Origin of the sequence: Actinomadura sp. 9N215 (assembly GCF_044326345.1) — a bacterium.
Taxonomy (GTDB): domain Bacteria; phylum Actinomycetota; class Actinomycetes; order Streptosporangiales; family Streptosporangiaceae; genus Spirillospora.
In genome coordinates, this window is the sequence record NZ_JBIRBA010000003.1 from 12,333 (window position 1) to 30,354 (window position 18,022).

Annotated in this window: 16 protein-coding genes; 14 read left to right on the forward strand and 2 right to left on the reverse strand. The window is 72.5% G+C overall.

Annotated elements, in window-relative coordinates; genetic code table 11:
* Complete coding sequence (locus tag ACH34T_RS05605) at positions 1 to 663, reverse strand: FadR/GntR family transcriptional regulator (protein WP_395990880.1); 663 nt, start codon at positions 661 to 663, stop codon at positions 1 to 3.
* A gap of 363 nt (positions 664 to 1,026) precedes the next feature.
* Here ACH34T_RS05605 and ACH34T_RS05610 point away from each other — a divergent pair, with 363 nt between their 5' ends.
* The 8 genes from ACH34T_RS05610 to ACH34T_RS05645 are packed head-to-tail and all read left to right on the forward strand — an operon-like array spanning position 1,027 to position 9,842.
* On the forward strand, positions 1,027 to 2,154 hold the full coding sequence (locus tag ACH34T_RS05610) for a sugar phosphate isomerase/epimerase family protein (protein WP_395990881.1): 1,128 nt from the start codon (positions 1,027 to 1,029) through the stop codon (positions 2,152 to 2,154).
* Positions 2,151 to 3,269, forward strand: coding sequence for a sugar phosphate isomerase/epimerase family protein (locus ACH34T_RS05615; protein WP_395990882.1), 1,119 nt, complete (start codon positions 2,151 to 2,153; stop codon positions 3,267 to 3,269). Before ACH34T_RS05610 ends, ACH34T_RS05615 begins: the two co-directional genes overlap by 4 nt.
* Positions 3,257 to 4,459 carry a M24 family metallopeptidase gene (locus tag ACH34T_RS05620; protein ID WP_395990883.1) on the forward strand — a complete coding sequence of 401 codons (1,203 nt, stop codon included), beginning with the start codon at positions 3,257 to 3,259 and terminating at the stop codon, positions 4,457 to 4,459. The genes ACH34T_RS05615 and ACH34T_RS05620 overlap by 13 nt, the downstream gene beginning before the upstream one ends.
* 11 nt (positions 4,460 to 4,470) lie before the next feature.
* Positions 4,471 to 5,583 carry an ABC transporter substrate-binding protein gene (locus ACH34T_RS05625; protein WP_395990884.1) on the forward strand — a complete coding sequence of 371 codons (1,113 nt, stop codon included), beginning with the start codon at positions 4,471 to 4,473 and terminating at the stop codon, positions 5,581 to 5,583.
* Entirely contained in the window at positions 5,580 to 6,422 is an 843-nt protein-coding gene (locus ACH34T_RS05630) for an ABC transporter ATP-binding protein (protein ID WP_395990885.1), read from the forward strand. Before ACH34T_RS05625 ends, ACH34T_RS05630 begins: the two co-directional genes overlap by 4 nt.
* Positions 6,419 to 7,165, forward strand: coding sequence for an ABC transporter permease (locus ACH34T_RS05635; protein ID WP_395990886.1), 747 nt, complete (start codon positions 6,419 to 6,421; stop codon positions 7,163 to 7,165). The genes ACH34T_RS05630 and ACH34T_RS05635 overlap by 4 nt, the downstream gene beginning before the upstream one ends.
* A 13-nt stretch (positions 7,166 to 7,178) precedes the next feature.
* Positions 7,179 to 7,943, forward strand: a complete 765-nt coding sequence (locus ACH34T_RS05640) for an ABC transporter permease (RefSeq protein ID WP_395990887.1) — start codon at positions 7,179 to 7,181, stop codon at positions 7,941 to 7,943.
* Between the two features lie 30 nt (positions 7,944 to 7,973).
* Positions 7,974 to 9,842, forward strand: a complete 1,869-nt coding sequence (locus tag ACH34T_RS05645) for a 2-oxo-4-hydroxy-4-carboxy-5-ureidoimidazoline decarboxylase (protein WP_395990888.1) — start codon at positions 7,974 to 7,976, stop codon at positions 9,840 to 9,842.
* 88 nt (positions 9,843 to 9,930) lie between these two features.
* Here ACH34T_RS05645 and ACH34T_RS05650 read toward each other — a convergent pair whose 3' ends face one another.
* Positions 9,931 to 10,869 (reverse strand): transposase, encoded by a 939-nt coding sequence (locus ACH34T_RS05650; protein ID WP_395990889.1) that lies wholly within the window; start codon positions 10,867 to 10,869, stop codon positions 9,931 to 9,933.
* Between the two features lie 143 nt (positions 10,870 to 11,012).
* Between ACH34T_RS05650 and ACH34T_RS05655 the strand changes: the two genes are divergently transcribed.
* From ACH34T_RS05655 to ACH34T_RS05680, 6 genes are all read left to right on the forward strand, one after another.
* Positions 11,013 to 12,596: an ABC transporter substrate-binding protein gene (locus ACH34T_RS05655; protein ID WP_395990890.1), complete on the forward strand. Its 1,584-nt coding sequence runs from the start codon at positions 11,013 to 11,015 to the stop codon at positions 12,594 to 12,596.
* Between the two features lie 66 nt (positions 12,597 to 12,662).
* The gene (locus tag ACH34T_RS05660; protein ID WP_395990891.1) at positions 12,663 to 14,141 is read left to right on the forward strand and encodes a M14 family zinc carboxypeptidase; all 1,479 of its coding nucleotides are present in this window, start codon (positions 12,663 to 12,665) and stop codon (positions 14,139 to 14,141) included.
* Positions 14,138 to 15,061 carry an ABC transporter permease gene (locus ACH34T_RS05665; protein ID WP_395990892.1) on the forward strand — a complete coding sequence of 308 codons (924 nt, stop codon included), beginning with the start codon at positions 14,138 to 14,140 and terminating at the stop codon, positions 15,059 to 15,061. Before ACH34T_RS05660 ends, ACH34T_RS05665 begins: the two co-directional genes overlap by 4 nt.
* Positions 15,054 to 15,941: an ABC transporter permease gene (locus tag ACH34T_RS05670; RefSeq protein WP_395990893.1), complete on the forward strand. Its 888-nt coding sequence runs from the start codon at positions 15,054 to 15,056 to the stop codon at positions 15,939 to 15,941. The genes ACH34T_RS05665 and ACH34T_RS05670 overlap by 8 nt, the downstream gene beginning before the upstream one ends.
* 2 nt (positions 15,942 to 15,943) lie before the next feature.
* Positions 15,944 to 16,972, forward strand: coding sequence for an ABC transporter ATP-binding protein (locus tag ACH34T_RS05675; RefSeq protein ID WP_395990894.1), 1,029 nt, complete (start codon positions 15,944 to 15,946; stop codon positions 16,970 to 16,972).
* Positions 16,962 to 17,993 carry an ABC transporter ATP-binding protein gene (locus tag ACH34T_RS05680; protein ID WP_395990895.1) on the forward strand — a complete coding sequence of 344 codons (1,032 nt, stop codon included), beginning with the start codon at positions 16,962 to 16,964 and terminating at the stop codon, positions 17,991 to 17,993. The genes ACH34T_RS05675 and ACH34T_RS05680 overlap by 11 nt, the downstream gene beginning before the upstream one ends.
* Positions 17,994 to 18,022: the final 29 nt, after the last annotated feature.

Below are 18,022 nucleotides of genomic sequence, written 5' to 3' on the forward strand. Positions count from 1 at the left end.
TCAGCCGAGCAGGTCGCGCAGGAACCGCCGGTAGTCCTCGTGCAGGTCGTGGCACGCCTGCCGGGCCGGCTCGAACTCGCCGCCCAGCACGCCGGCGGCGAGGACGCGGTGCCGTTCGAGCGTGGCCTCGTCCATGGTGCTGCCGTTCGGGCTGATCTTGATCACGGTCGAGATCTCGCTGGTGAACTCCTCCCACAGGCGGACGGCGGTCGCGGACCCGGCGGCGGCGACGATCGCGCGATGGAACCGGTGGTCCGCGCCCGTCGCCTCGGCGCCGTCCGCGACGCACCGCTCCAGTTCGGCCAGCGCCGCCTCGACCTCGGCCGTCTCCGCCGCGTCCGGGCCGCGCCGGGACGAGACGCCGAGCACGCCGCACTCCAGCACCTCCCGCATGACGGTCACCTCGACGAGGGACCGCTGGACGTCCCTGGACTGGAGGGCGACGTCCTTCGCGGTCACGAAGGCGCCCCGGCCCACCTGGACGTCGACCAGCCCGAGCGAGCTCAGCATGCCGAGCGCCTCGCGGACGACGGGCCGCGAGACGCCGAACGCCTCCGACAGCCGCCGCTCCGACGGGAGCCGCTCGCCGGGGCCGTAGCGCCGGGCCCTGATGTCCTGGAGCAGCTGGTCGGCGACGCGTGAGCGCTGCGTCCGCGCGCTCACCGGTGACCGCCGTCCGGTCGCGGGGCGGCGCCGTCCGGTCGCGGGGCGCCGGGGCCCGGTGCGTGCGCGCCGGGTGGAGCGCACCGGTGGTTCCGGCCGTCGTCGCTGCACCGCGTCATCGCTGGGTCGACTCCTTCGTTCGCTGCCCGCCGGTCCCTGCGGCAGGGGAGGCCGCGCACCGCCGCGCGGACGCGGCGGGCGCCGCGGGCCACGGTCCGGTGGCGCACGTGCAACATACCGGGCGCGCCGGCCGCGACCGCCGCGGACCGCCGCCCCGTCCGGCGAGGAAGCCCTGGACAGGAGCATGACGCATTGCTACATTCCGTCTCCGGTAATACCGGTAATACCAGAGAGGGCGCAGCGGTGCACGACAGCAAGCCCGTCCCGGAGACAGCGGAGACCCCCGAGGCGCTGCGGCCGCCTCGGATCGGCGTCGACGGCCGCAAGTTCCCGGGCGCCGTGCGGGGCGGGTGCCACGACACGCTCGACCGCGCCCGCGACGCGGGCTTCGAGGGCGTCTTCTTCCGCACCCTGCTCGACATGAGCCCGGCCCTCGACGCCGGCGAGCTGCGGGAGATCCGCGAGCACGCCGACGACCTCGGCATGTACCTGGAGGCGGGGCTGGGCAAGGTCAACCCGTTCGCCACGCCGGAGACGCCCGAGCTGCGGGCGGCGGGCGACGGCGACATCCTGCTCGGGTTCCGCCGGATGATCGAGGCCGGCGCGCGGATCGGATGCGCCGAGCTGTGGGCGGCCACGACCGGCTACCAGGCCGGGTACGCCGGCAGGTTCGTCTGGGACAGGTTCCGCACCGACGTGACCTGGACGGAGCAGCTCGCGGCGACGCGCCGGTTCCTCGGCCGGCTGCGGCCGATCGCCCTCGACCTCGGCGTGCACGTCAACCTGGAGACGCACGAGGAGATCACCTCGTTCGAGCTGGTCGAGCTCGTCGAGGCGGCGGGCCCGGACGTGTACGGCATCGTCTTCGACACGGCCAACCCGCTGCAGCGGCTGGAGCATCCGCACGCCACCGCCGACCGGGTCGCCCCGTACGTGCGGCAGACGCAGCTCAAGGACTGCTCGCTGGTCCCGGTCGAGGACGGCCTCCGGTTCGACCTCACGCCCTGCGGCGACGGCCTGGTCGACTTCGAGCACGTCCTGGCGACGCTCGCGCGCACCGCTCCGGCGGTGAACCTGACGATCGAGAACCAGGAGTCGCGCGACGACTTCCCGGGTCCGGCGCCGGTCACGGTGCTGCCGATCCGCGACGCGGAGTTCGCCGGCTCGCATTCCGACCTGACCATTTCCGAGTTCGCCGCGTTCACGGGCCTGGTGTACGACCACGCGTCGCGGCGTCCGCGGGCCGCATCGCCGCCGGACCGTTTCGGTCACGCGGAGGCGATGGCGGCCGTGCGGCGCAGCCTGGAGCACGTCACACAAGTCCGTGACCGGGTGGCCGCCGCGACCCGTCCCTCGGCGGTGCCGGCATGACGCCGACACCGGACGCCACGAGAACGCGCGTCGGAATAGACGGCCGCAAAGTGCCCGGCGCCCAGGGACGCCCGCCCATCGAGCGCCTGGACCTGGCCAAGGACCTGGGCCTCGACGGCGTGTTCTACCGCACCGTCTTCGACATGGACCCGGCCCTTGCCGCCTGCGACCTCATCGAGTACCGCCATCGCGCCGATGACCTCGGGCTCTACCTCGAAACCGGCGTCGGGAACGTCAACCCGTACGCGATGGCCGAGCACCCGCAGCTGCGCCGGGCGGGCGACGGGGACACCGTGCTCGGCTTCCGCCGCGCGATCGAGGCGGCGGCCGGGATCGGATGCCGGGAGCTGTGGGTCGTCACCGGCGGCTACAAGAACTACCCGGGACGGTTCGCCTACGACCGGTTCCGGAGCGACGTCGACTGGCCGGCCCAGCTGGACGAGACCGCGCGCTTCCTCGAACTCCTCGCGCCGGTGTGCCGGGAGCACGGCGTCCACCTCAACCTGGAGACCCACGAGGAGATCACCTCGTTCGAGCTGGTCAGGCTGATCGAGCGCGTCGGGCCCGACGTCCTCGGCATCACCTACGACACCACCAACCTCCTGCAGCGCGGCGAGGACCCGCTGGCGAGCGCCCGGCGGGTGGCGCCGCACGTGCGCCAGACCCACGTCAAGGACTGCCTCCTCGGCGTCGGCGCGGACGGGTTGCGCTACCAGCTCCGGCCCGTGGGCGCCGGGACGCTCGACCTGGCGGCGATCCTCCGGGCGCTCCGGGACGCCGGGGCCCGGCCCAACCTCAGCCTGGAGACCCTCACCTCCGCGGCGGAGTCCGGCGGCGGCGCGGACGGCCTGCACCCGTACCTGCGTCCGCTGACGATCGAGCTGTACGACCCGGCCTGGCACGCCGTGCACCCGGACCTGTCCGCCGCCGAGCTGGCCGCCGTCGTCCGGCTGGCCGCGGAGGGCGACCGCCGGGTCGCCGAGGGCGCCGCCGAGCCGATGTCCGCGTTCGCGGGACGCCCGTTCACGCACGCCGACGCGGTGGCGTTCGTCCGGGCCGGCGCCGCGCACCTGCGTTCGCTCGCGACCGAGGGAGGCGTGCCGTGTCCGGCGTGACGACCGAGGCGCTGCCCGCCCGCTGGGACGAAATCCTGCAGCGCGCCGACGCCGACGCGGTCGTGGTCTTCGGCGCTCCCGGATGCCTCGGGCCCGCCGCCGACTCGCCTGGGAACGTGCGGTTCCTCACCGGCTGGGCGCCGCCCTTCAGCCCGGCCGCCGTCGTGCTCCGCCGCGGCCGGCGGCCGGTCGTGCTCGCGGTCGGGCCGCATGACGCCCGCGGATTTCGCGCACGTCTCGGCGACACGGCGGACGTCCGGCAGGTGGCGGGGCCCGCCGCGTTCGCCGAGCCGCTCACGGCCCTCCTCGGGAGATCACGGACCTGCGTCGCCGGCCTGTCGGAACTGCCCGCCGGTCCGGCCGATGCGCTGCGCGGGGCGCTGCCCGAGCCGCACCCGGTGGACGGCTGCCTCCACGCGATGCGGACGCGCCACTACGCCGACTTCGCGGACGCGGCGCAGGCGGTAGCCGCGATCTCCGACGCGATGATCGAGCGGGTCTTCGCCGAGGCCGCCGCGCGTCCCCGTTCGGGCGCGGAGCTGATGGTCGTGGCCGAGCAGACCGGACGTTCCCTCGGCGCCGAGTCCGCCGGGTGCTGGATCGCGACCGGCGAAGCGCCGTCCACCACCTACTTCGACCTGCGGGAGCTGCGGGACGTCCTCGCCGACGGCGACCGCCTCCAGATCGGGACCACCGTCCGCCACGAGGGCTTCTACGGCCAGAGCCTCCGGATGGCCGTGGTGGGCGACCGGCCGCAGCCGCTCCTGGAGGAGCACGCCCGCCGCCTCCTCGCCGTCCAGGACGAGGTCGCCGCACTGATGCGCCCTGGCGTGCCGCTCGCGGACGCCGCCTCCCGCATGGCCGAATTCGTCGACGGCGCGTGCCCCTATCCGGCGGGCGAGGACCCGTTCCGGTTCCAGTTCTGCCACGGGCTGGGGCTCAGCTACTCCGAACCGGCGATGCGCGCCGTCAGCGGCGCCGGCCAGGCCGATCCGCGGTTCGCGGACGCGGTGTTCGCCGAAGGCATGGTGGTGGAGGTCCACCCGAACTACTCCGTGCCGGGCCTCGGGCACGTGTGCGCCGGTGACATGGCGCGGGTGACCTCGACCGGAGCCGTCTGGCTCACCTCGTCCGAGCGCGGCCTGGTCCGCCTCGGCGCCGGCTCCCGCCCGTCCCACCCCACCTCATGAAGGGTGCCACCGTGATCGACCAATCCAAGATCATTACCGGCTCGGCGGGCCCGGCGCGCGGGGGCCCGGCCCGGTCCCGCCGCGATCTCCTCAAGGCCGTGGCGGCCGGGGCGCTGCTGGCGGGCGCCGGGACCGCGGCGTCGGCCTGCGGCGGCGGCCAGGCGGCCGGCGCCGGATCGGGGACCCGGCTCAAGGTCTCCCTCGGATGGGTGACGAACATCGAGTTCGCCGGATTCTGGCTGGCCGCCGACCGGGGCTACTACCGCGACGAGGGCCTCGACGTCGTGTTCCGGGGCGGCGGGCCGAACACGCCGCTGCCGCACGTCCAGCTCGCCTCCGGCGCGGTCGACTTCGCCGTCGACCCCAACATGCGCCAGGTGCTCGAAGTGATCGGCAAGGGCAACGACCTGGTGCTGCTCGGCGCGCAGTTCCAGACCGACCCGAACGGCCTGCTCTCGCTGAGCAAGAACCCGCTGACCAGGCCGAGCGATCTGCCGGGACGGCGCATCCTCAGCCAGCAGGGCACGCAGCCGCTGTTGCAGGGCCTGTACAAGGCCAACGACCTGAAGCCCGACTTCCAGTTCGTCCCGGCCGGTTTCGATCCAGGCGCGCTGGTCCAGGGCAAGGGCGACGCCTACAACTGCTTCGTCACCAACCAGCCCATCACGCTTGAGACCAAGTTCGGGCTGCAGCGCGGTTCGGGCTATGAGGTCGTGACCTACGGCGCCTTGGGCTGCCCGGCCTACGCCAACGTCATCTCGTGCAAGCGCGCCACGGTGGCACGGCGGCGCGACGTCGTCGTGAAGTTCATGCGGGCGTCCGCCCGCGGCTGGCAGGACAACCTGGCCGATCCCGGCGCCGCGGTCCGGCTCGTCCTGCGGAAGTACGGCGTCGACCTCGGCCTCGACGAGAAGCAGCAGAACCGGCAGAACGCGCTCCAGACACCGCTGACCGAGAGCGGGCTGACCAAGTCCAAGGGGATGCTGCGCATCGACCCGGAGACCCTGACGTCCCGGATGTATCCGTGGCTCCGGCTGGCCGGCGCGGCGCGGCTGCCGGACGTGGGCAAGGCCGTCGACACCTCCGTCCTCGACGAGGTGTACGCGAAAGGCCCGAAACTGTGAGCGGCACCGTGGTCGGCGACGGCCGCCCGTCCAGGGACGGGCACGACGAACCGGCCGGGGACACCGCCACCGTGGAGCTTCGCGGAGTCGCCAAGGAGTTCACCCTGTCGCGGCGGCGCGAGCCCCTGTGCGCCCTGGACGGAGTCGACCTGACCGTCGCGCGCGGCGAGTTCGTCGCGCTGCTCGGGCCGTCGGGCTGCGGCAAGTCGACGGTGCTGCGCATGATCGCCGGGCTGGAGACGCCGACGTCGGGCTCGGTCCGGGTGGAGGGCGGCCCGCCGTCCGACCTGATCGCCCGGCACCGCCTCGGTGTCGCGTTCCAGGACTCGGCGCTGCTGCCGTGGGCGAGCACGTGGGACAACGTCGCGCTGCCCTTCCGGCTCGCCGGCCGCGCGGTGCCCGCGGAGCGGATCCGCGCGCTGCTCGCGACGGTCGGGCTGGAGGGCTTCGCCCGGGCCCGCCCGAAGCAGCTCTCCGGCGGGATGCGGCAGCGGGTGTCGATCGCGAGGTCCATGGCGCTGGACCCCGACGTGCTGCTGCTCGACGAGCCGTTCGGCGCGCTGGACGCCGTCACCCGCCGCCGTCTCAACCTCGAACTCGGGGAGGTCTGGGCGGGGCTGCGCACCACCACCGTGCTGGTGACGCACGACGTGGCCGAGGCCGTCCTGCTCGCCGACCGGGTGGCCGTGATGACCGGACGTCCCGGCTCGGTGGCGCATGTCGAGGTCGTGCCCGCGCCGCGGCCCCGCGGCGAGGACTTCACCCGCGGCCACGGTTTCCACGACGTCGTCGACCGGCTGATCGCGCTGCTCGACGATCCCTCCGGCGGCCGGCCGTGATCGCGGCGCGGAGGGCGGGCGCCAGCGTGCTGGGCGGCGCCGTCCTGCTCGCGCTGTTCGAGGTGGTCGGCCGGACCGGGGCGGCCGGCAGCACCTGGCCGCCGCTGTCGTCCGTCCTCTCCTACAGCACCGGGGAGCCGGGCAGGACGATCCTTGTCCGCGCGGCCGGGGCGACCGTGACGGAGGCCGCGACCGGGCTGCTCGGCGGCGCCCTCGCCGGTGTCGCCGCCGCCGCGCTCGGCCTCGTCGTCCCGTGGCTGCGGGCCGGCATGAGCCAGCTCGCGGTCCTGCTCAGCACCGTCCCGCTGATCGCGCTCGGCCCGGTCCTCGTCACCACGGCGGGCGCCGAGCGGACGCCCGCGGTGATCGCGGCGCTCGGCGCGGGCTTCGCGGTCTTCGTCGCGATGTCCTCGGCGTTCTCCCGTCCGGCGACGAGCCTGGACGACCTGTTCCAGGTCCTCGGCGCGTCCCGGACGAGCACCCTGGCCCGGCTGCGCGCCCCGGCCGCCGTCCCGGCCTTCTTCGACGGGTTGGCGCTCGCCGCCCCGGCGGCCCTGCTCGGCGCGGTCGTGGGCGAGTGGTTCGGGGCGCCGCGCGGTATCGGCGTCCTGCTGGTGAGCTCGATGCAGAACTTCGACATCGTCCAGCTGTGGGCGCACGCGCTGTGCCTGTCGGTGGTGTCCCTGGCCGCGTACGGGACGCTGACCGCCGTCCGCGGGGCCTCGGTCCGCCGGTTCACCTGACGAGGAGGATCCCGTGAACGACGCCCATACCCCGCGGATGCTGCTGCGCTGCCTCCAGGTCTCCTGGCCGGCCGTCCTCCTCGTCGGCGGGTGGGCGCTGTGGGTCAAGGCGAACGGATACACCGAGCTGGTGGCCCCGATGCCGCAGCGCGTCGCCGCCGACATCGCCGGCCACCCCGGCGCCTACCTCGGGCCGGCGCTCACCACCACCTGGACGGCCCTCGCCGGCCTCGCCGCCGGGACGCTCGTCGGCGGCGTGCTCGCCGTCCTGGTCTGGTCCTCCCGGATCATGACGGCGGTGCTGACCCCGGCGGCGGTGCTGATGCGCTCGGTGCCGGTGGTGGCGATCGTGCCCGTCATGATCGGGTTGCTCGGCACCGGCCGGGCCGCGGTGGTCGCCATCACCGTGGTCGTGACGTTCTTTCCGGCGTTCAGCCTGGTGGCGTCCGGTCTGCGGGCGCCTCCGGCGGGCGTCCTGGACGTCTTCACGGTGCTCGGCGCGTCGAAGCGGGCCACCCTCGTCCGGCTGCTCGTCCCGTACGCGGCGCCGAACGCGCTGGTGGCCGTCCGCATCGCCGCTCCGAGCACGATCCTGTCGGCGATGCTGGCCGAGTTCCTCATCGGCAAGAGCGGCCTCGGGTTCATGTTCGTCGACTCCGTGTCGTACTCCCACTACGCCCGCGCGTGGGGAACCGGTGTCGTCGCCACGGGACTCGCGGTCGCGGCGTTCGTCGCGGCGACCCGGCTGGAGCGCCGGGTCCTCAACCGGGTGACCTGACTCCGGCCGGCCTGCACGGGAGAAACAGAAATGCGCGACAGTCGTGGATGGAATGTGGACGGCGAATTCCGGGTCAGCCCTTTCAACACCCGGCCGGAGCTTCACGAGGCGTACGACTGGCCCGACCCGTTCACCCTCATCGACAGCACACTCCGCAAGACGCTGTTCACGGCCGGGACCGTCACCACCATCGGCGGATTCCTGCGCATCGCCGAGGAACTCGCGTCGGCCGGTGTACGGCACGAAAGCCTGAACGTCGACTGGACCGGCGGCACAACGCCGCCCGAACGCCAACTCGAACTGGTCAGGGCCGTCGGCTCCCGCGACTTCGGGTTCACCCTGAACGTGTTCGCCGACACCCTGCTGTCCGACGGGACGCGGCCGACCGACGGGACGCGCGCGACGGCGGTCGGCATGCGCGAGACGGCCGAACTGCTGGTCGACCTCGGCGCCGACACGCTGGCCCCGGGGATCGTCCCGGCCGCCTCCGACGCCCGGGCGCGCCAGCTCGACGAACTGGAGGCGCTCTTCGAGGTCGCCCGCGGCCTGGACGTCGGCGTCACCGTCACCGTCGCACAGGTCGGCCTGCGCGACCTCGACGAGATGGTGCCCGCGGTCAACCGGGCGATCGAGCTCGGCGCGCTGCGGATCGACCTCATGGACTCGGTGAGCAGTCTCGGCCCCGAAGCGATGAAGGTCTTCGTCCGGGAGTTCCGTGACCGGCTGGCGGCGCCCGTGCCGCTGACCATGCACACCCACGACGACTTCGGCCTCGCCACGGCGTGCACCATCGCGGCCGCGTCGGCCGGTGCGTCTCCGGACGTCGCCGTCGGCGGAGTGTCGTACCGGTGCGGGTTCGCCGCGATGGAGGAGGTGGTGCTGGCCCTGGAGACCCTCTACGGCGTGCGCACCGGCATCGACCTGTCGGCGCTCACCCGGCTCGCGCGGACGGTGGCCGAGGAGTCGGGGCTTCCCGTCCCGCCGCTCAAACCGGTCGTCGGCCGGTACGCCCACCTGCGGCACATGCCGCGCGACGTCGCGGCCGTCCTGCGCGGCGGGCCGGACGCCTTCCCGCCGCCGTCGTCGTGTGTCGCTCCCGGAATGGTCGGCGCGCGGCTGGAGTGGGTGTGGGACGGTCTCGGCACCGACGACATGGCCGCGGCTTTGGCGGAGTCCCGTGGCGAGACGTTCACCGGCGAGGAGGCGGCGTCCGTCCGGCGTGCCCTCGACGCCGCGGTGGCCGAGATCGAGCGGTATCCGCGCTGGCTTGAGCCGGAACGCGTGGCCGAGATCGCCGAGAAGGCCCTCGCCGATCTGCGCGGCCGTTCGGACGCCGTCCCGGTCGAGGTGACCGGCTCCGCCGTCGAGGCGGGCGTGCAGGTCTTCGACGGGCTCGGCATGCGCCGGGCCACCGAGCTGGCGTACGCCTGCTGCGGCTGGGCGCCGTGGGCGGACCGGCTCGCCGCCGGGCGGCCGTACCGCACCTGGGACGCGCTGGACGAGGCGGCCCGCACGGGCCTCGCGGCCCTGCCGGACGACTCGCTGACGACGCTCGTGGACAAGCACCCGCCGATCGGCGCGACCACCGGAAACGCGGACCTGGCGGCGAACGCGGACCTGGCGGCGAACTTCTCCCGGCTCGAACAGTCCTCTCTCGCCGCGTCGCTGACGCTGCTGCGCGAACTGGCCCGGCTCAACGCGTCCTACCGGGACCACTTCGGCTTCACCTACCTCGTCGCGGCCGAAGGACGGAGCGGCGCCGAACTCGTCGCGAACATCCGGCGCCGCATGGAGAACTCCCGGTCGCGGGAGCTTTCGGTGGCCCGTGCGGAACTGACCGCGATCGTCCGGACGAGGCTGCGCCGCACGACCGCCGCCCTGACCACGTCAACCCCCTGAGGGACCCGCTCAGCGGGCGTCCCCTACGAAGCGTGGTTTCCCGGCGCTGAGGGTTCGGCGCCAGTGGGGTGCGGATGATCAAGGCGCTTCAGCGTCTGCCGCCGGGCTGGCGGTCCATGGCGGCCTGGGCGATCAGTTTGCACCAGCCGAGATCAGCGGCTTCGCCGTGTGCCTCGCTCACGGCGTCAAGCCAGCGCTGCCAGAAGCCGTCCCTGCTCCATGCGGTGAAGCGCCGGTGCGCGACGGAGTGTGAGATGCCGAACTGCGCAGGCAGTTGCTGCCAGCCGCAGCCCGAGGCGAGCACGTAGACGACGGCGGTGAAGGCCGCGCGCTCACTGCCCGAGCCGGAGGGCAGCAGTGGTTCGGCGACGACCCAAAGCACGTCGGGTACGAGACGTTGCGCCAGGATCGGGCTGAGCCCGGCGGACGGACGGCCCCGGGTCTCCTTGACGTCCGTCGTCGGGGTCTGCTGGTGCGGAAGTACGCCGCCGGTCTCCGCCCGGTACGCCCTCCACTGCGTCAGCAGATCCTGATGGCTGCCGCAGATCCAGCGCATGTAGTCGCGCATGTTGGTCAGGCGGCGGCGAGGCGCTTCCTCCTCGGGACCGAGCAGCGCGAGAGCGTGGTCGGCCAGTTCCTCCTGCCGCTCCAGATAGCGCCGTTCACCGGCCAGGAAGCTGCCCCACACGTCGTCGTCGACGCGGAAGTAGTGGCTGCGCTCGCCGGGTACCGCGTGCCGCCTGATGAATCCGGCCTCGACCAGGCGGCGGGTGGCGAGCGAGACCGAACCGGCGCTCACCCGCAGGGCGCGCGCCAGCTCCGCCGAGGAGACGTGGGGCACGTCGGTGATCAGCAGGTAGGCGACGATGCGCCCGTCCATGCGAGGGCTGCCGGCCGCCTCCCAGACGAGCCCGACCTCCTCCACGAACGACTCCCGGCTCAGCGTGCCGCCGCCGTGACGTCCGGTGCTGCCGTAAGCGCTGCCTTCGGCGTCGCCGCCCATGGTCTCCTCCACGTAAGTTTTCATCTCATTCTAAAAGTTTCGCATCTTTGCATTGACATGCCATCTCGGCGACGTCCAGTATCCCCGTAACGCGTCTCGGCGAGCATCCACCCCGGGCTCGTCGGTTCGGGTGAGACACGCCCTCGCGTCCCCCCACGGAGGTCGTCATGCAGAGATCATCCAGGTTCGCCGTGTCGGTGAGCCTGCCGACCGCGCTCGTCCTGGCCCTCGCGGGCTGTTCGGGCGACAGCGGTTCCTCGGCCGCGACCGGCGGATTCTCCGTCGCCGTCGGCGAGCCCGACCATCTCACCCCCGGCCGCTCCACCCTCGGCTACGACGAGCTACGCGTCCTGTTCGCGCCCCTGGTCAGGGTCGACGAGAAGGGAAAGGTCAGCTACGTCCAGGCGAAGTCGGTGACCTCCACCGACGCCCGGCACTGGACCATCGAACTCCGCCCCGGGTGGACGTTCCACAACGGTGAGGCGGTCACCGCGCAGAGTTACGCCGACGCCTGGAACGCCACCGCCTACGGACCCAACGGCTGGGCCGGCAACGGTCAGCTCGTCGGGCTCGAGGGTTACGCGGCGCTGAACCCGGACAAAGGCAAGCCGAAGACCAAGACGCTGTCGGGCGTGAAGGTGGTCAACGCCACGACGTTGAAGGTCACACTCTCCAGCCCCGACGGCCAGTTCCCGCTCCAGCTCACCCCGAACCAGACCGGCTTCTACCCGCTGCCCAAGGCCGCGTTCGAGAATCCCGGCGCCTACGACAAGAAGCCGATCGGCAACGGCCCCTACGAGATGACCACCGCGTGGAAGCCCGCCGGGGGCACCACGGTCACCGCGTACAAGAGATATCAGGGCACCAAACCCAAGTCGTCCGCCATCACCTTCAAGAGCTACACCGACCTCAACACCGCCTACACGGACGCGCTGGCCGGCAACACCGACCTCCTCTTCGTGCCGGTCGACAAGTTCGGCCAGGCCAAGGCCGACTTCGGGGACCGTCTGTTCACGTACGAGGCGCCCTCGCTGGAGCTCATGACGCTGCCGCTGTTCCTCGACCGGTTCGGCGACGTCCGGCTGCGCAAGGCGCTGTCCATGGCGATCGACCGGGCGGCCGTGAACAAGGCCATCTACGGCGGCCTGTACACCCCGGCCACCTCCCTCACGCCGCCCTCCGAGGTCGGCGCGCAGACCGGGATCTGCGACGCCTGCACCTTCAACCCGGCGGCGAAGGCGCTGCTCAAGGAGGCGGGCGGCTGGTCCGGGGGACTGACGATCACGTACCCGGGCGGCCTCGGCCTCGACGAGCTCTACAAGGCGATCGCCAACCAGATCCGGCAGAACCTGGGCATCGCCGAGGTCCGGGCCGTCCCCACCGCCGACTTCCCGGAGTTCAGCGAAAAGGTGATCGGCAAGAAGCTCACCGGTCTCAGTCACGCGCACTGGGGCGCCCTGTACCCGAGCATGCAGAACACCCTGCGCGGCATCTTCACCAAGGCCGGCGGCTGCATGTGCAGCAGCTACAGCAGCGGCGACGTCGACAAACTGCTCCAGCGGGCTGACGCCGCGACCGACATGGCCGAGGCGCAGCGGCTCTACAACGACGCCCAGAAGCGGATCCTTCAGGACTTCCCGGCGATCCCTCTCTTCTACGGCACAAGCGTCTTCGCCAGTACGGCCAACGTGACCGGGGTGACGGTGGGCCCGGCCGACGTCGATCTCACCCGGATATCCGTCGCCGGTTGACCGTCGCCCGGCCGGCGCACGCCACCACGCTCCTGCAACCCCTCGAACCCGGAGATCCCCATCCGCATGGCAGCCTCGACATCCGAGCCGTCCGCCGCGTCCGTCTCCCCGGCGGCCGGACTCGACATCTGGGTGCGGCGCGCGACCACCGTGCCCGAAACCCACGCCTATCCCCCCGTGGACGAGCTCCTCGCCGCATTCCGGGAGTTGGCCGGCCGGCACCCCGGCCTGGTGACCGAGCGCCGGATCGGTACCTCCACTCTCGGCGAGCCCCTGTACAGCTTCACGGTGCACGACGGGACGGCCACCGCCGACGACGACGCCTATGTCGTCGTCGGCGGTGTGCATCCCAACGAACCGGTCGGCGCGGTCACGACGCTGCACCTCGCCACCACCCTGTGCGAGGAGCCGGAACTGCGGGCGCGCTTCGGCGGCGCCTGGCACATCGTGCCCTGCATCGACCCGGACGGGGCCCGGCTCAACGAGGGCTGGTTCGCCGCCCCCGCCGACAAGCGGGTGTACGGTCGCCACTTCTACCGGCCGGCCGGCCGCCAGCAGGTCGAGTGGACGTTCCCGTTCGCCTACAAGAAGGCGTACTTCGACCGCGTCCTCCCCGAGACGCTGGCGCTGATGCGCCTGATCGACGCCACCCGGCCGCGCTTTCTGACCACCCTGCACAATTGCGAGGCGGGTGGCGTCTACTACTACATGAACCGCCCGGCCCCCGGCTTGTTCGGCGTCCTCGACGCGATCCCGGCCTCCGTGGGGATGCCGCTGGCGACCGGCGAGCCCGAGGCCGCCCATATCCCCCGCTACGCCCCGGCCGTCTACGGCTGCATCGACATGAAGGAGGCCTACGACTACCTGGAAGATCTCGGGGTCGACGCCGCCGCCAATATCGAGGGTTCGTCGAGCGCCGCCTACGCCGAGCGGTACGGCACGTTCTATTTCGTGACCGAGGTCCCGCACTGGAGCCACCCGGACGCCGGCGACGCCACCCCCACCGAGAAGCGGTACGCCCACGTGGTCCGGCGCCGGGCGCGGGGGCTGGCCGACACTGGGGCGTTCCTGACCCGCGTCCTCGACGCGGCCCGTCCCCACCTGACCATTCCGTCTCCCTTCCTGCGGGCGGTCGGTGACTTCGCGGCGTCGCTCACCGAGGCCGCCGGGACGGAGACGGCGCGCGCCGACGACCTGCCCGACCGGGCCGCCACGGTCTCCGAGATCTACGCCTGCGAGACGAGCGTGCACAGCAGCCGCATCCGCTTCGGCGGCATGCTGCTGCGCACCCTGAACGCCGAAGTGGTCGCCGGCACCGCCACCGTCGAGGTGCGCCGGTGTCACGACGAGTTGCTGAAGACGTACGAGACCTGGGAGCGCGAGGCCGATCCGGTCACCGGCGACCCCATCCCCATCGCCACCCTGGCCGGCATCCAGTACGCCGCGCTCCTCGCCGCCGCCGACCACGCCCACGCCGAGCGCCCCGACCACACCGGGCACCCCGACCGTGCTTCGTGCCCCGACCACTCCGCGGAACCGCGATGACGTACCTGATACGCCGGCTGGCGGAGGCGCTGATCGTATTCTTCGGCGTCAGCCTGGTCATCTACGCGATGACGTACGTCCTGCCCGGTGACCCCATCGCCGCCCTCGCGGGTGACCGGCCGCTGGCCCCGAGCGTGGTGCGGGCGCTGCGCGAGCAGTATCACCTGGACGAGCCGTTGCTCGTCCAGTACGGCCACTACCTGGCCGGGCTGTTCCACGGCGACCTCGGCACGGACTTCAACGGCCGTTCGGTGTCCGCGCAGATGGCCGAACGCTGGCCGGTCACCATCAAGCTGGCCCTGACCGCGTGGGTGATCGAGGCGCTGGCCGGCGTCGGGCTCGGGGTGCTCGCGGCGCTGCGCCGGGGCACCTGGACGGACCGCACGGTGCTCGCGTTCACGATCGGCGCCACGTCGATCCCGGTGTTCGTGCTCGCGTACACGGCGCAGGTCGTCCTCGGCGTGAAACTGGGGCTGTTCCCGGTCGCCGGGACCACCGACGGTTGGCCGGCGAGTTATCTGCTGCCGGCGTTGTGCGTGGCGGCCTTCGGGCTGGCGTCGGTGTGCCGGCTGGTCAGGGCCGAGGTGATCGAGAACCTCCGGGCCGACTACGTCCGTACGGCCGTCGCCAAGGGCCTGACCCGGCGCCGGGTGGTCGGCGTCCACGTCCTGCGCAACTCCCTGATACCGGCCGTCACCTATCTCGCCGTCGACCTCGGCTATCTGCTCGGCGGCACCGTGATCATCGAGGGCGTCTTCAACCTGCCGGGCATCGGCCAGCTGCTCTTCCAGTCCATCCGCGGCCACACCGGACCCACGGTGGTGGGGGTGTCGACCGCCCTGATCATGATCTTCCTTGTCGCGAGCGTCCTGGTCGACCTCCTCAACAGCCTCCTGGACCCGAGGATCCGCCGTGATTGACACCGTGTCCGCGCCGCCGGACGGCACCGCGCCGCCCTCCGGCGCCGGCTGGCGGGATCTGCGCCGCAGACCCGTCTTCCTCCTCACCGGCGGCTGCGTTCTGCTGCTGCTCCTTGTCGCCGCCGCGCCGGGACTCTTCGCGGGCTGGTTCGGTCACGGCGACCCCACGGTCTGCGACCTCGGGCACAGTGCGCGGAGGCCGTCCGCCGGCCACCCCTTCGGCTACGACGTCCAGGGCTGTGACGTGTACGCGAACGTCATCCACGGAGCGCGCGCCTCGCTCGGCGTCGGTCTCCTCGCCACCGGCTGCGGGCTGGCCGTGGCACTGATCCTGGGCTGCCTGGCCGGAATGGCCGGACGGCTCGTGGACAGCGTGATCGCCCGGCTCACCGACGTGTTCCTCGGCTTCCCCTTCCTGCTCGGCGCGATCGTCGTGCTCAACAGCGTCACCGCCCGCAACGTCCCGGCCGTGGCCGGAGTACTTGCGCTGTTCGGCTGGCCGGCCATGACCCGGGTGGTCCGGGCCTCGGTCCGGTCGGTGCGTGAGGCCGACTACGTGGTGATGGCCCGCGGCCTCGGCGCGAGCCAGTGGCACATCGTCCGGCGGCACATCGTGCCCAACGTGCTCACCCCGGTCCTCGTCCTGGCCACCATCACCGTCGGCGGTGTCATCGTGGCCGAAGCGACGCTGACCTTCCTGGGGGTCGGGCTGCAGGCGCCCTCGATCTCCTGGGGACTGCAACTGGCCAACGCGCGGAGCTCCTTCCAGACGCACCCGCATCTACTGATCTTCCCCGGTCTCTTCCTGTCCTTCACCGTCTTCGTGCTCATCACCTTCGGCGACACCGTCCGTGACGCCCTGGACCCGAGAGGACGGTGACCATGAACGGCATCACGCCGGCCGGCCCGGCACCGCTGCTGGACGTCGAGGACCTGACGGTCGACCTGCTCTCCCGCGGCGGTTCCGGACGAAGCGCCGGACGAAACGCCGGGCGGATCGTCCACGGAATCTCCTTCCACCTGGACGAGGGCGAGACCCTGGCGCTGATCGGCGAGTCGGGGTGCGGCAAGAGCATCTCCGCGATGGCCGTCATGGGCCTGCTCTCCGACGGCACCGCCCGGGTCGGCGGCAGCGTCCGGTACCGCGGCGTGGGCCTGCTCACCGCGGCCCCCGACCAGGTGCGCGCCAAGCGCGGCAGGCATATCGCGATGATCTTCCAGGACGCCCTGTCCGCCCTCAACCCCACGCTCACCGTGGGGTTCCAGATCGCCGAGGCGATACGGGTCCACGAGGGCGTCGGCCGCCGCGAGGCCCGCGCCCGCGCCGTCGAGCTGATGGCCCGCGTCCGCATCCCGGACCCGGCCCGCCGCTACCGCGACCACCCGCACCGGTTCTCGGGAGGCATGCGCCAGCGCGTCATGATCGCGATGGCCATGGCGCTCGGACCGGACGTCCTCATCGCGGACGAGCCGACCACCGCCCTGGACGTCACCGTGCAGGCCCAGATCATGGAGATCCTCGCCGAACTCCGTGCGGAGACCGGCTCCGCGCTGCTGCTGATCACCCATGATCTCGGACTCGCCGCCACGACCGCCGATCGCGTCGCCATCATGTACGCCGGGCACATCGTGGAGCAGGCACCGGTCCAGGACCTCTACGATCATCCCCTTCACCCCTACACCAAGGGGCTGCTCGCCGCCGTGCCCCGCCTGAGGGGGCAGGCCGACGACCTCACCCCCGTCCCGGGCGCCCCGCCCGGCCCGGGCCTGCTGCCGCCCGGCTGCCCCTTCCACCCGCGCTGTCCGAACGCCCGCGAACCCTGCGCGACGCGGCGGCCCGAGCTGTCCCCGGTCCCGTCCGCACGACTCGTCGCCTGCCACTATCCGCTGGAGGTCTCCGGTGCCCCCTGACACCCCGGCCGACGCCCCGGCCGACAACACGCCCGGCACCCCGCTGCTCGAAGCCCGCGGGCTGGTCAAGGGCTACGGCACTGGCGGGCTGCTCGGCGGCGGCCGGACCCGGGCGACGGTGAGAGCCGTCGACGGCGTCGACCTCACCCTGCGGCGCGGCACCACGCTCGGCCTGGTGGGCGAGTCCGGGTGCGGCAAGTCGACCCTCGCCCGCCTCCTGCTGGCCCTGGACCGCCCCACGTCCGGCACCGTCCTCCTGGAAGACCGGGACCTGCTGCGCCTGCCGCGTGCCGAACTGCGCCGCCGCAGGCGCGACATCCAGCTGGTCATGCAGGACCCGTACACCTCGCTCGACCCGCGGCTCACGGCGCTGGAGATCGTCCGGGAACCGCTGGACATCCACCGCGACCTGATGCCGAAGCAGGACCGCTCGACCAGGGCACGCGAGCTGCTCGAAATGGTCGGGCTCGACCCGGGACACGCGCACCGCCACCCCCACCAGTTCTCGGGTGGCCAGCGTCAGCGCCTCGGCATCGCCCGTGCGCTCGCGCTGCGCCCGAAGGTCCTCGTCTGCGACGAACCGGTGTCCGCGCTCGACGTGTCCGTCCAGGCGCAGGTCATCAATCTCCTCAGGCGACTACAGAAGGAGTTCGGGCTGTCGTACGTCTTCATCGCCCACGACCTGGCCGTCGTCCGGCACATCGCCGACGAGGTCGCCGTCATGTACCTGGGCCGGATCGTCGAACACGGCGACCGCGACACCGTCTACGCCCGTCCCGCCCACCCTTCCACCAGGGCGCTGCTCTCCGCCGTCCCCGAACCGGACCCGCGCCGCAGGGGCGCGGCCGGACGGATCGTCCTCCGGGGCGACCCACCGAGCCCGACCCGGCCGCCCACCGGGTGCGCCTTCCATACGCGCTGCTGGAAGAGACAGGAAGTCTGCGCCGAGGAACGACCGGTGCTGTCCGTGCCGGCGGCCGGTACAGACCGGCGGGCCTCCTGCCACTTTCCGGAGAACTGACCGATTTCCGGAGAACTGACCGACGGAAC